Source organism: Microbispora sp. NPDC046933 (genome assembly GCF_040644635.1).
GTDB lineage: Bacteria > Actinomycetota > Actinomycetes > Streptosporangiales > Streptosporangiaceae > Microbispora.
This window is the reverse complement of record NZ_JBEYWW010000025.1, coordinates 97,991-110,472: the sequence shown is the minus strand read 5'-3', so window position 1 is coordinate 110,472 and position 12,482 is coordinate 97,991. Positions and strand designations below refer to the sequence as shown.

Annotated in this window: 10 protein-coding genes and 1 pseudogene; 4 read left to right on the top strand and 7 right to left on the bottom strand. The window is 71.2% G+C overall.

Features of this window, described 5'->3' with window-relative positions:
- Positions 1-5 precede the first annotated feature (5 nt).
- From ABZ857_RS29745 to ABZ857_RS29720, 6 genes and pseudogenes are all read right to left on the bottom strand, one after another.
- Positions 6-1,442, bottom strand: a complete 1,437-nt coding sequence (locus tag ABZ857_RS29745; protein ID WP_357049080.1) for a glycosyl hydrolase family 18 protein — start codon at positions 1,440-1,442, stop codon at positions 6-8.
- Positions 1,443-1,593: 151 nt separating this feature from the next.
- Positions 1,594-1,808 (bottom strand): annotated as a pseudogene (locus tag ABZ857_RS29740) (LuxR C-terminal-related transcriptional regulator); the annotation flags it as partial.
- A gap of 122 nt (positions 1,809-1,930) precedes the next feature.
- The gene (locus tag ABZ857_RS29735; protein WP_357049077.1) at positions 1,931-3,082 is read right to left on the bottom strand and encodes a histidine kinase; all 1,152 of its coding nucleotides are present in this window, start codon (positions 3,080-3,082) and stop codon (positions 1,931-1,933) included.
- Between the two features lie 413 nt (positions 3,083-3,495).
- On the bottom strand, positions 3,496-4,290 hold the full coding sequence (locus ABZ857_RS29730; RefSeq protein ID WP_357049201.1) for a carbohydrate ABC transporter permease: 795 nt from the start codon (positions 4,288-4,290) through the stop codon (positions 3,496-3,498).
- A gap of 113 nt (positions 4,291-4,403) precedes the next feature.
- Entirely contained in the window at positions 4,404-5,324 is a 921-nt protein-coding gene (locus ABZ857_RS29725; RefSeq protein ID WP_357049074.1) for a sugar ABC transporter permease, read from the bottom strand.
- Between the two features lie 2 nt (positions 5,325-5,326).
- The gene (locus tag ABZ857_RS29720; protein WP_357049071.1) at positions 5,327-6,646 is read right to left on the bottom strand and encodes an extracellular solute-binding protein; all 1,320 of its coding nucleotides are present in this window, start codon (positions 6,644-6,646) and stop codon (positions 5,327-5,329) included.
- Positions 6,647-7,025: 379 nt separating this feature from the next.
- Here ABZ857_RS29720 and ABZ857_RS29715 point away from each other — a divergent pair, with 379 nt between their 5' ends.
- From ABZ857_RS29715 to ABZ857_RS29700, 4 genes are all read left to right on the top strand, one after another.
- The gene (locus ABZ857_RS29715; protein WP_357049068.1) at positions 7,026-9,461 is read left to right on the top strand and encodes a glycoside hydrolase family 3 N-terminal domain-containing protein; all 2,436 of its coding nucleotides are present in this window, start codon (positions 7,026-7,028) and stop codon (positions 9,459-9,461) included.
- Entirely contained in the window at positions 9,445-10,470 is a 1,026-nt protein-coding gene (locus ABZ857_RS29710) for a LacI family DNA-binding transcriptional regulator (RefSeq protein WP_357049065.1), read from the top strand. Before ABZ857_RS29715 ends, ABZ857_RS29710 begins: the two co-directional genes overlap by 17 nt.
- Positions 10,471-10,545: 75 nt before the next feature.
- Positions 10,546-10,863, top strand: a complete 318-nt coding sequence (locus tag ABZ857_RS29705) for a hypothetical protein (protein ID WP_357049063.1) — start codon at positions 10,546-10,548, stop codon at positions 10,861-10,863.
- A 116-nt stretch (positions 10,864-10,979) separates the two neighbouring features.
- Entirely contained in the window at positions 10,980-11,960 is a 981-nt protein-coding gene (locus ABZ857_RS29700) for an AraC family transcriptional regulator (RefSeq protein ID WP_357049060.1), read from the top strand.
- A 29-nt stretch (positions 11,961-11,989) separates the two neighbouring features.
- On the opposite strand, the gene ABZ857_RS29695 is transcribed toward ABZ857_RS29700, so the two are convergent.
- Entirely contained in the window at positions 11,990-12,430 is a 441-nt protein-coding gene (locus tag ABZ857_RS29695) for an ATP-binding protein (protein WP_357049057.1), read from the bottom strand.
- Between the last annotated feature and the right edge of the window lie 52 nt (positions 12,431-12,482).

Below are 12,482 nucleotides of genomic sequence, written 5' to 3'. Positions count from 1 at the left end.
AGGCGTCAGGGCAGGGTGGCGAGGAACGGCTTGACGGCCCTGGAGAAGTTCCAGTTGTTCGCGGCGTCCCAGTTGATCGACCAGGTCATCGCGCCTCGGATGTCCGGGTAGGTCCGCGAGGGGACGTACGAGCCGCAGTTGGTGCGCCGCGCCAGGCAGTTGAGCGCGCTGGTGACCGCGCTCGGGGAGACGACGCCGCCGCCCGCCGCGCCGGGGCCCGCCGGCAGGCCGAGGCCGACCTGGTCGGGCCGCAGGCCGTTCTCCAGCTGGATGCAGGCCAGTGCGGTCATGAAGTCCACCGACCCCTGGCTGTAGACCTTCTGGTCGCAGCCGAGCATCGCGCCGGAGTTGTAGTACTGCATGTTGACGACGGTGAGGATGTCCTTGACGCTCAGCGCGAGCTTGAAATACTCCATGCCGGTCGACTGCATGTCGATGGTCTGCGGGGCCATCATGATGATCAACCCGGAGCCCGCCTTCGCCCGCAGGTCGCGCAGGGCCTGGGCCATGTAGGTGGCGTTGAGGCCGTTCTCCAGGTCGATGTCGACGCCGTCGAACCCGTAGGTCTGCATGATCGAGTAGACCGAGTTCGCGAACGCCGTGGCCGCCCCTGAGCTCGCCACCTGCACGTGGCCCGCCTCGCCGCCGACGCTCAGGATGACCTTCTGGCCGCGCTGCCTGAGCGCCTGCACGTCGGCCTTGAACTGGGCCTCGGTGTATCCGCCCAGAGCGGTGGACAGGCCGGAGTCGAGGGCGAACGTCACCTGGCCCGGCGTGGTGGTCGCCTCTCCGAACGCGATCGCGACCACGTCGTAGTCCTGCGGCACCTGCGACAGCTTGAGCTCGACGGCGGGGTTGACGAAGTTGTGCCAGTAGCCGGTGAGGATGTGCTTGGGCAGCCCGCCGCCGGAGGAGCACCCGGTGGTCGTGCCGGTGACCGCGGCGCTCGCCGCGGACTCGCCCGCGGAGTTGTACGCCCTGACGGTGTAGGTGTGGGTGGTGCAGGCGCCGAGCGAGCCGATGGTCGCGGTGGTGCCGGTGACCTGGGCCCGCTGGGTCGTGCCCTCGTAGACGCGGTAGCCGGTCACGGTGCCGCTGGAGGCGGTCCATGACAGCGAGATCGACGTGTCGGTGCCGCCGGTCACCCGCAGGCCGGCCGGGACGCCGGGGGCCGCCGGGTCGCCGCCCCCGCTCCCGAGCGCCTTCCACAGCGCGGGGACGTTGGGCGGCTCCCACCCCGTCAGCGACGTGTGCGCCTGGATGCACTCGTAGTCGACGCCGTTGTAGGTCACCCGCGTCCCTGTGGCGTAGTAGGTGTTGGGCGCCCAGGCCGCGTACGCGAGCACCGCGCCGGCCTCCGTCCTCGCCGCCGACGCGGGGGCGACCCCCGACAGACAGAGACCCAGCGCGAGCAACAGCGCGCCGAGGAGCCGTTTCTTCATCAATGCCGTCCTTCCGGGGTGCCGATCGGCGTCCGCGAGGAGGCGTCGGGTGACACGACGGCCGGTCGCGTGGCCTTCCTTCCTTAGGAAAGTTTCCTAATAGTTTTGGCGTGAGCGTAGCCCCCGAAAGACGGCCGTACAAGACCCAAGTTCACCCGCGGTCGTGCTCTCCGGGGCGGACGAGCCCGCTCTCGTAGGCGAAGACGACCGCCTGGACGCGTGTGGTCAGACCGAGCTTCGTGAGGACCCGGGACAGGTGGGTTTTGACCGTCGCCTCCGCCAGGTGAAGCCGCGCTGCGATCTGCGTCTTGGACCCTGGGCGAGCATCCTCAGCACATCGGTCTCCCGGCCGGTGAGTGAGGCCAGCTCGGCGGTCCTGCCCCCGGTGCTCGCGAGATCCGGCTGGTCGGCGAACGAGGCGATCACCCGCAGGGTCACCGCCGGATCGAACCGCCAGGACCACCGAGATCGTCACGCTGCTCTTCCTGTCATGTGCGGGGGATGGGGAACCGGGCGCGGACCGCGAATCCGCCGTCCGGCTCGGGACCGGCCTGCAGGCTGCCGCGCACCATCGCCAGCCGTTCCCGCATGCCGACCAGCCCGTGGCCGCCGGGCCGGACGGGCGGGACCACGGTCCGCCCCCCCGGCTTCCCGTTGCGTACGTCCAGCGTGAGCGCGTGTTCGGTGCAGCCGATGGCGACCGAGGTGGGCACCTTGCCGGCGTGCCGCAGCACGTTGGTCAGGGCTTCCTGGAGCACCCGGTAGGCGGTGAGGTCCAGGATCGGCGGGAGCTTCGGCATCTCGGCGGGGGCGTCCACGGTGACCTCCAGACCCGCGGCGCGGACATCGGAGATCAGCTCACCGACCTGGGCCAGCGAGGGCGCCGGCGCGGGCCGCTCGCCGTCGACGCGCTCGCGCAGGAGGCCGACCAGGCCGCGCATCCCCTCCACCGTCTGCCGGCCGAGACGTTCGAGCCCGGCCACGACCTCCTGCTCGGCCGGCCGGTCGGCCAGCAACCGGCGCAGGCCCCCGAGCTGCAGGGTCATCACGCTGACTGAGTGGGCGACAGCGTCGTGCACCTCGCGGGCGATCCGCGTGCGCTCCTGGGCCACCGCGGTCTGGGCGTTCGCCTCGCGTTCCGCGTCGAGGGCCGCGGCCAGCTCGGCGAGCTCGACCGCCCGTTCGCCGCTGCGCCGGGCCAGCACTCCCATGAACCAGCCCGGCAGCAGGATCGCCGCGACGAAGAACAACTCCCACGGCGTCTGGCCGCTTGCCAGCGAGGTGCCCGCGAAGGACACCCCCGCGACGCACAAGGCCACGGCCGAACGCCGCGGCGGCTCGCGCCAGCCGGCCCAGGCGACCACGGCGATCAGCCCGATCAGCGCGGCACCGCCGATGCTCGGCACTCCGAACACCACCACGGGCAGCGATAGGCAGGCGGCCGCGACGACCGCGCCGGCCAGCGGGTGCCAGGCGGCGATCAGCACGCCCAGGCCCAGCATCACCCCGGAGATCCAGATGATCGTGGCATCGGCGCCGAAGAAGTCGTCGAGCCAGGTCTCCAGAACGGCCATGGCGCCGATCAGCGGCCCGAAGAGCAGTGGAACGAGGCGCACATCCCTCAGCCGCGTGGTCGTCATGGTCACTGATCGTAAGTAAAAGGGACGCCGCGGACATCCGCTGAACGACGGACCTTCGCCGTGTGCGGCTCCACTGCGAGGCGGAGTCGAGCCGGGTGTCGCGTCCGCCGAATCGGGGAGCCGTCACGATATGCGATGGCGGACGTCGTGAAGGGTGGCACGGCGCGAGACTTCCGGGCGACCGATCGCTCCCCGGACCTGTGGGAGCACCGACAACGACATGGAGCCAGGAGATGACCTCCCTCGCACCCGACACGACCGCCGGCGCGGGCGCGCCCGTCGACCGCCCCCTGTGGCGCGCGGCGGGCGTCGCCCTGATCGTCGGCCCTCTGCAGCCGTGCGCGACGACCTGACCTACCTCGCGGGTGCCGTGTTCGCCGTCCTGTTCCTCCCACTCGCGATCGCCGGTGTGCTCATTTGCCGAAACCGGCGGTCAGGCCGCTGAGCAGCTGGCGGCGGCCGACCGTGTAGAGGATCAGCATCGGCAGGATGGTCAGCACGACGGAGGCCAGTACGGCGGGCACGTTCACGCCGTACGGCCCGCCCTGGAACGCCGCCAGCGCCAGCGGGAGCGTGCGCTTGTCGGGGCTCTGGGTGAGGATCAGCGGCAGCAGGAAGCCGTTCCAGACCTGCAACGCGTTGTAGATCGACACCGTCACCACGGCCGGCCGCGTGAGCGGGAAGGCCAGGCCCCACAGCGTCTTCCACTCGGTCGCGCCGTCCATCCGCATCGACTCGAACAGTTCCTTGGGCACGTCCCTGATGAAGTTGGCCAGCACCAGCACCGACAGCGGGATCGCGAAGGCGACCGACGGCAGGATCAGCGCCGTCAGCGAGTCGTAGAGGTGCAGCTTGATGATCAGCAGGTAGACCGGGATGACGGTCGCCTGCAGCGGGATGGCCAGGCCCATGAGGAACAGCGAGTTCACCCCGCGGAGGAAGCGGCTGGCGCCGCCGCTCCGGACGATCGCGTACGCCGCCATGAACGCGAACAGGACCGACGGGATGACCGTGCCGACGGCGACGAGGAGGCTGTTCAGGAAGTACAGCGGGAAGTCCAGGTCGAGCACGAGCCGGTAGTTGTCCAGGGTCGGATCGCTGGGCGGCAGCAGCGGGTTGGTGATGTAGTAGTTGGACTGGGTCTTGAAGCTGGTGATCACGATCCAGTAGATCGGGATGATCACCACGGCCAGCCACAGCCAGCCCATCAGCCCGGCCACCCAGTTGGGGCGCTGGGAGGTCGATTTCGGCCGACGGCGTCCGTGCGCCCCTGGCGCCGCGGTGCGCTGGGCCGCCCTCGAGGTGTGGGTCGCGGTCACGGTCAGGCCCCTTCCAGCTGGCTGGCGTTGGGGTTGCGGCCGCCCAGCCGGCGCAGCAGCAGCGCCAGAGCGAGGCCCACGATGACGAGGATGACACCGATCACACAGGCCGCTCCCATGAGGTTCGCCTGGAAACCACGCTTGTACATGTCCAGGGCGAGCGCGCGGGTGGCGTCGCCGGGACCGCCCTCGGTCAGCACGAAGATCAGGTCGAAGAAGGTCAGGGAGCCGACGACCATCAGCGTGGACGACGTGATGGCGGTGTACTTGAGCTGCGGCAACGTGATGTTGAAGAACATGCGGACCCGCCCCGCGCCGTCCAGCTCCGCGGCCTCGTAGAGCGAGCGCGGGATCTGCCGAACACCGCCCTGGTAGAGCAGCGCGTGGAACGGGATGAACTGCCAGGACACGATGAAGATCACGACGCCCATGGCGAGACCGGGCTCGCCGAGCCAGTCCTGGTTGAGCAGGTCGATGTGCAGCCCCGCGCCGAGCCCGAAGTTCGGGTCGAGCAGCGCCTTGAAGGTGATCGCGATGGCCGCCGAGCTGAGCAGCAGCGGGATGAAGTACAGCACCGCGAGCAGTTCCCGGTAGCGCTGACGGCCCGCCAGGAACACCCCGATCAGGATGCTGGCCGGTGTCTGGACCGCCCAGGAGAGCGCCGTGATCAGGAACGTCACCCACAGCGCGTGCGGCAGGCCGGGGTCGGTGAGCACCGACCGCCAGCTTTCGAACCCGGTCAGCTTGATCTCGCCCAGCGTGTCCCAGGACGTGAAGCTGAGCAGCAGGACCCCGATCAGCGGAATCAGCGCGAAGGCCACGAAGGCCAGCAGCGCCGGCGTGGCCAGCCACGGCAGGACGGCGCCGCCGCGCGCCTTGGGCGCGACGGCGGGCGACGTCCTTCTTGCGTTGATAGCGGACATGCTCACTTACCGATGACCGCGTTCATGTTCGTCGCGAACTGCTGCGGCGAGATCGACAGCTGGAACAGCTTGGCGATGTTGTCCAGCAGCACCTCGGCCGCGGTCGGGCTGAGCGCCTGGTCCCACGACTGGGCGAACACCTTGGCGCTGCTGGCGACGCCGTAGATGAAGTTCAGGAACTCGGCGTCCTTGGAGCCGGCGAACAGCTTGTCGGAGCCCTTGACGATCGGCACGCCACCGGTGCCGACCCAGTCCTTCTGCTCCTGGTCGTCGAGCACGCCGGTGGCGAAGAACTTCTTGGCGATCTCCTTCTGCTCGGGCGTCGCCTTGGAGGAGATCGACAGGTACTGGCCGGGGTTGCCGACGGTGTCGCTCGGGTCGCCCTTGCCGCCGTCGACCCCCGGGAAGTTCATCCAGCCGAGACCGCCGCTGGGAACGATGTCGCCGCCCTGCGCCTGCTGGATGCCGTACGACCAGCTGCCGTGCAGCATCATCGCGGCCTTGCCGGTGTAGAGCAGCGCCTGGTCGGCGTTGGAGTCGGCGGTGACGGAGGAGAAGCCCTTGATGAACGCGTTGGCCTTGATGAGCTCCTGCATCTTGGTCAGGGCCTCGATGGAGGCGGGGTTGTTCCAGGCGTCCTTCTCGCCGTCGAAGACGGCCTGGAACACCTCGGGACCGCCGATGCGGTCGAAGAGGAACTCCAGCCACATCATGTTCGTCCAGCGCGACTGGCCGGCCAGGGAGAACGGCGCGATCCCCGCCGCGTTGAACTTCTTGACCAGGTCGAGGATGTCGCCGTACGACTGCGGAGGCTGGGCCCCGACCTTCTCGAAGACCTTCTTGTTGTAGAACAGGACGATCGGCTGCACGGTCTCGCACGGCATCGCGTAGATCTTGCCGTCGATCGTCGCGGCGCCGAAGGAGGAGGGGAACAGCCGGTCCTTCACGGCGGCGTTCTGCTCGAACCACGAGGTGAGGTCCTCGACCTGGCCGGCCTGCACGTAGCTGCGCAGGCCGCCGCCGCCCCAGCCCCAGATGATGGTGGGCGCCTGGTTCGCGCCGATCGCTGTCTTGATCTTCGTCTTGTACGCGTCGTTCTGGATGGTGGTGATCGCGATCTGGCCGTTGGCGTTGGCCTTGTTGAACCGCTCCACCGCCGCGGTGCGGGGGGCCTCGCCGGGCGGGCCCTGGAGGAACCAGTAGGTGGCCTTGCCCCCGCCGCCGCCGTTGCCGCCTGCGGCGCCGCCGCTCGCGCCCCCGCCGGACGGGGCCGGGCCGGATGTGCCGCAGGCCGCCAACGCGGCACCCAGGGGGAGGCCCATGGAAAGGCTGAGGAAAGTGCGGCGGGATGGTGTCCTGGACTCCACGCTGATCTCCGTACGTCGAATGCCGAGGCTGGCCGCGGCTCGTTGAAAACATCGGATGCGGCGGGGGCGACGTGGATCGGCACCCCGGTGCCACTGTCACTCCGTTCTTGAAGTCAGCTCGTTCGAAACATTTCGAGACAAGCCGCGTGGCACGCCAATTTAGATTTGCGTTACCTGACTGTCAAGAGCGCTCTCACGACCCCTCCAGCTCCGCGTGAGGCGTGTGTAAAGTACCGACGAGCAGGCGTCTACCTGGTGGTCTGGGTCGGCAGAAAGGTTTACGACGAAACTGCCACAGACGCCGAAATGTTTCGAAACTTTTTGAGGAGAGCAGATGACGGCCCCAGATCGGACGCACACGGCGGACGGGACGCTCCGGGCGTGGCAGGACCCGGCACTCCCCGTGGCCGACCGGGTCGAGGCCCTCCTCGCGGAGATGACGCTTGAGGAGAAGATCGGCCAGCTCGGCAGCCGGTGGATCGGCAACGACATGCAGGCCCCCGAGGAGGTGGAGCCCGACAACGCGCACAACGTGGCCCCCATGCAGGACGTCTTCGCCGCCTCGGGGACGGTGCCCATCGAGGAGGCCGTGCGCCATGGGCTCGGCCACCTGACGCGGGTGTTCGGCAGCGCTCCGGTGACGGCGGTGGAGGGCGCGGCGGAGGTGGTACGGCTGCAGCGCGAGGTGGTGAAGCACTCCCGGCTCGGCATCCCCGCGCTGGTCCACGAGGAATGCCTGACCGGTTTCACCACCTACGGCGCGACCGTCTACCCGGCGGCCATCGCCTGGGGGGCGACGTTCGACCCCGAGCTGGTGGAGCGGATGGCCGCCGCCATCGGCAGGGACATGCGCGCCGTGGGCGCCCACCAGGGCCTGTCGCCGGTGCTGGACGTGGTGCGCGACTACCGCTGGGGCCGGGTCGAGGAGACCATGGGCGAGGACCCGTACCTCGTCGCGACGCTCGGCGCCGCCTACGTGCGGGGCCTGGAGAACGCCGGGGTCATCGCCACGCTCAAGCACTTCGCCGGCTACTCCGCGTCGCGGGCGGCCCGCAACCACGGCCCGGTCCCGATGGGCCGGCGCGAGCTGATGGACGTGATCCTGCCGACGTTCGAGACCGCCATCGCCGAAGGCGGCGCGCGCTCGGTCATGAACTCCTACTCCGACGTGGACGGCGTGCCCGCCGCCGCCGACCCGTGGCTGCTGACCGAGCTGCTGCGCGACGAATGGGGGTTCACCGGGACGGTCGTGTCGGACTACTGGGCGGTTCCGTTCCTCGCGACCATGCACCAGGTCGCGGCCGACACCGACGAGGCCGGGGTGCAGGCGCTGACCGCCGGCATCGACGTCGAGCTGCCCGACACGCTCGGCTTCGGCCAGCACCTGGCCGAGCGGGTGCGGCGGGGCGAGCTGCCCGAGGAACTGGTGGACCGGGCCGCGCGCCGCCTGCTCACCCAGAAGGTGCAGCTCGGGCTGCTGGACCCGGACTGGACGCCGGAGGGGGCGGTGGCCGGCGCGGACACCGTCGACCTCGACTCTCCCGGCAACCGGGCGCTGGCCCGCGAGCTGGCCGAGCGGTCGATCGTGCTGCTCGACGCGGGCGACGCGCTGCCGCTGCTCCGGGAGGGGCGTCCGGGACCACGCCGGGTCGCGGTGGTCGGGCCCTGCGCGGACGACCCGCGCACGTTCATGGGCTGCTACGCCTTCCCCAACCACGTGCTGCCCCGCCACCCGAAGCTCGGGCTCGGCGTGGAGGCGCCCGCCCTGCTCGACGCGCTGCGGGCCGAGCTGCCGGACGCCGAGATCGTCCACGAACGGGGCTGCGACTGGCGGGACGAGGACCGCTCCGGGTTCGCCGCCGCGCTCGCCGCCGCCCGCGAGTCCGACCTGTGCGTGGCCGTCGTCGGCGACCTGGCCGGGCTGTTCGGGCAGGGCACCTCGGGCGAGGGCTGCGACGCCGAGGACCTGCGGCTGCCCGGGGTCCAGGAGGACCTGCTGGTCGCACTGGCCTCCACCGGCACGCCGGTCGTGGTGGTCGTGGTGTCGGGCCGGCCGTACGCGCTGGGGCGGGTGCGTGACCGGGCCGCCGCGCTCGTCCAGGCGTTCATGCCGGGCGAGGAGGGCGGGGCGGCCATCGCCGGCGTCCTGTCCGGCCGGGTGCAGCCCAGCGGGAAGCTGCCGGTGCAGATCCCGCGGACCCCGGGCGGGCAGCCGGGCACCTACCTGCAGCCGCCGCTGGGCTCCGACAGCCACGGCATCAGCAACCTCGACCCGACCCCGCTGTTCCCGTTCGGCCACGGCGCGTCCTACACCACCTTCGAGGTCGGCGACCTGGAGATCAGCGACTCGGAGGTGCCCACCGACGGGGAGTTCACCGTGTCGGTGCGCGTGCGCAACACCGGGGGCCGGACGGGCGAGGAGGTCGTCCAGCTCTACCTGCACGACGTGCTGGCCCAGGTGACCAGGCCGGTGCGGCAGCTCGCCGGGTTCGCCCGGGTGCGGCTGGAGCCCGGCGAGAGCGCGCGGGCGACCTTCGCCGTGCACGCGGACAGGACCGCTTTCACCGGCCGCGACCTGCGGCGGATCGTCGAGCCGGGAGACATCGAGGTGTTCGTCGGCACCTCCGCGTCGGACCTGCCGTGCCGGGGCCGCGTACGGCTGACCGGCCCGCTGCGTCACGTCGGCCGCGGCCGGCGGCTGGTCACCCCTGTGGAGGTGCGACCTGCGGCGGGCCCCGAGCGGGGAGGAACAGATGCCGCCCAGTCGTAGGCGGGCCACTCTCGCCACGGTCGCGGCGTCGGCGGGGGTGTCGGTCGCGACCGTGTCGAAGGTGCTCAACGGCCGCAGCGACGTCGCGCCGGAGACGCGTTCCCTGGTGCTGTCGCTGCTGGAGCAGCACGACTACGTCGCGCCGCCGCAGCGCCGCGGCGAGGCGGCGCCCGACACGATCGAGGTGGAGTTCGACGCGGACCTCAACGCGTACTCCACCGAGATCGTCCAGGGCGCGGTGCAGGCCGGCGCCGATCTCGACGTGGCGGTCGTGGTGAGCATCCGGCGCGACGCCGACCGCACCGCGGGGTGGGCGCGCGAGCTGGTCGCGGCCGGGCGGCGGGCGCTGGTCGCCGTCACCGGCGAACTGACCTCCGGGCAGCTCACCGCCCTGGCCCGGGCGCGGCTGCCCCTGGTCGTGATCGACCCGCTGAACCTGCCGCGGGCCCGGGTGACCAGCGTCGGCTCGACGAACTTCGCCGGTGGCATGGCCGCGACGCAGCACCTGCTCGCGCTCGGCCACCGGCGCGTCGCCTACCTCGGCGGCCCGGCCACCGCGGCCTGCAACCAGGCCCGGCTGCACGGCTACCGGGCCGCCATGGAGACGGGGGAGGCTCCCGTCCTGCCCGGGTACGTGCGGACCGGGCACTTCCACTACCACGATGGTGTGGCGGGCGGGGCGGCCCTGCTCGACCTGCCCGAGGCGCCGACGGCGATCTTCGCGGGCTGCGACGACATCGCGCTCGGCGTGCTGGAGGCGGCCAGGGCGCGGGGGTTGCGCGTGCCCGAGGACCTCAGCGTCGTGGGCTTCGACGACACTCAGGTCGCCCGGATGGCCTCGCCGCCCCTGACCACCGTGCGGCAGCCGCTGCGGGAGATGGGCGCCGTCGCGGTGCGTACGGCGCTGCGCCTGGCGGCCGGGGAGCGGGTCGAGTCCCACCACGTCGAACTCGCCACCGAGCTCGTGGTGCGCGGGTCGACCGCCCCCGTCGCGCACACTGGATGGTGAGGCCCCTCGCGGGGAAGCGATCCGCCGGGAAAAACGTTGCATAATGCAATGGTCCGGCGAAAGGCGGTGGTCCCGATGACCGTCCGAGCAAAGGCACTGATCACGCTCCTGCCCTCCGACCAGGGCGGTTTGCCGCACGAACTGCCCTTCCGTACGCAGTCGCTGGTGGTCTGCGCCTGCGCGGGGGAGCACGGAGTGGGGCCCAGCCGGCCGTTCCAGGTGGCGATCACCGCGGACGACGAGGAGCCGCTGGTCCCCGGAGACTGGCTGCACGTGGTGACCATCGCGACCACTGACGACGACGCGGTCGCGTATCTGCGCCCCGGGGAGCGCTTCCGCCTCTGGTGCGGCCACGACGTCGGCAGCGGCATCGTCTCCCGCCGCCTGATCTGACCCGTCCGGCCCGGTCCTCGCGGTGGCCGTGTTCCGCCCGCAGGGCCGCGCGCATAGGCTTGTGTCGCGCCCGCTACCTGCGGGAACGGGGGGCCTGCCCGCGTGGGGAGGCGATGATGGCCGAAGAACCGCTACCACTGGCCGCGTATCGGCGGCTGCGTACGAACGACGTCGACGAGGCTCGTACGAGGGTCGGGGACGCCCTCGGCGACCACGGGCTGCGCCCGGTGAACTCGGAGATCCGGCTCGACGTCCGGATGAACGGGACGACGTTCGACGGAGTCGGGCTGTACTCGCTCGGTTACGGCACGGAGGTGCTGATCACGCCGCAGCCGCTGGACAGCTACCTGCTCGTCGAGATCCCGCTGACCGGCGCCGCGGAGGTGTCCCACGGCCGCGAACGGATCGTGGCGACGCCCGAGCTCGCCTCCGTGCTGTCGCTGACGCGGCCCATGTCCATGCGGTGGGTCCCCGGGCACGCGTCGCTGATCGCCCGCTTCGACCGCGCCGCGCTCGAAGCCCACCTCGCCAAGCTCATGGGGCGCACGCCGCGCAGGCCGCTCACCTTCTCCCTCGGCATGGACCTGACCCGGCCCCCCGTCCGATCGTGGCTGTCGGTCGTCGACCTGCTCAGGCGGGAGGCGGAGACCGGCGGCGCCCTGCTGGAGCAGCCCATCGCGCTCAGGCAGCTGGAGGGGCTGCTGATGACGCAGTTGCTGCTGGCCCAGCCCAGCAACTACAGCGACGCGCTGTCCGGCGGGCAGCCGCGTGTCGCGCCGACGGCGGTGGAACGGGCCGTGGACCTGATCGAGGCGCACGCGGCGGAACCGCTCACCGTGGAGGAGATCGCCGAGGGAGTGGGCGTCGGCGCGCGGGCGCTTCAGGAGGGGTTCCGGCGTCAGCTGGACACGACGCCCATGAGCTACCTGCGGGAGGTACGCCTCGACCGGGTGCGCGCCGAACTCACGGTCCGCGATCCGGGCGCCACCACGGTCACCGACGTCGCCTACCGCTGGGGGTTCGTCCATCTGGGGCGGTTCGCCCTCGCCTACCGCCGGCGTTTCGGGGAGTCCCCGTCGGAGACCCTGCGCCGCTGAGCCCGGGCGTACGGCTGCCCCTGTCGTGGTCAGCGGGCCGGCAGGTCCGCCCACCAGGTGGTCAAGCCCGAAGGACGGCTCAGGGAGCCGTGCCGCATGGCGAGGGCCTCGACGACGGCGGCGCCGCGCCCGCTCTCGTCCGGGCACGTCCCGGTCCCCGGCCACACCGGTGCCGCCCCGGCGTCGGTGACCTCGACCCGGATGATGTCGTGATCTCCCTCCGAGCACAGGAGGAGCCGTAGCTCGGCCGGCGGCAGGGCGTGGAGCACGGCGTTGGTAACCATCTCGGAGATCACCAGCACGGCCTCCTGCGCGGCGGCTCCCGGCGTTCCCCAGGACGCCAGCACACCGAGCGCGCGGTGTCGTACGCCGCTGACCGCCTGAGGAGAGTGCGGCACCGGACACGTGTATACGGCGATGACCGCTTCTGCCGTGCAGACGTCGGCGCGGTCCATGGTCTGCGAGTTCATGGTGTCGTGCTCCTTGGTCACCAGCGGGCGGGACTCACGTGGAGAAGCGCCC

What these genes read in the sequence shown, in the direction of transcription:
- ABZ857_RS29745 (WP_357049080.1), bottom strand. Translation starts at nt 1,442, where the DNA reads ATGAAGAAACGGCTCCTCGGCGCGCTGTTGCTCGCGCTGGGTCTCTGT.
- ABZ857_RS29735 (WP_357049077.1), bottom strand. Translation starts at nt 3,082, where the DNA reads ATGACGACCACGCGGCTGAGGGATGTGCGCCTCGTTCCACTGCTCTTC.
- ABZ857_RS29730 (WP_357049201.1), bottom strand. Translation starts at nt 4,290, where the DNA reads ATGGGCTGGCTGTGGCTGGCCGTGGTGATCATCCCGATCTACTGGATC.
- ABZ857_RS29725 (WP_357049074.1), bottom strand. Translation starts at nt 5,324, where the DNA reads ATGTCCGCTATCAACGCAAGAAGGACGTCGCCCGCCGTCGCGCCCAAG.
- ABZ857_RS29720 (WP_357049071.1), bottom strand. Translation starts at nt 6,646, where the DNA reads ATGGGCCTCCCCCTGGGTGCCGCGTTGGCGGCCTGCGGCACATCCGGC.
- ABZ857_RS29715 (WP_357049068.1), top strand. Translation starts at nt 7,026, where the DNA reads ATGACGGCCCCAGATCGGACGCACACGGCGGACGGGACGCTCCGGGCG.
- ABZ857_RS29710 (WP_357049065.1), top strand. Translation starts at nt 9,445, where the DNA reads ATGCCGCCCAGTCGTAGGCGGGCCACTCTCGCCACGGTCGCGGCGTCG.
- ABZ857_RS29705 (WP_357049063.1), top strand. Translation starts at nt 10,546, where the DNA reads ATGACCGTCCGAGCAAAGGCACTGATCACGCTCCTGCCCTCCGACCAG.
- ABZ857_RS29700 (WP_357049060.1), top strand. Translation starts at nt 10,980, where the DNA reads ATGGCCGAAGAACCGCTACCACTGGCCGCGTATCGGCGGCTGCGTACG.
- ABZ857_RS29695 (WP_357049057.1), bottom strand. Translation starts at nt 12,430, where the DNA reads ATGAACTCGCAGACCATGGACCGCGCCGACGTCTGCACGGCAGAAGCG.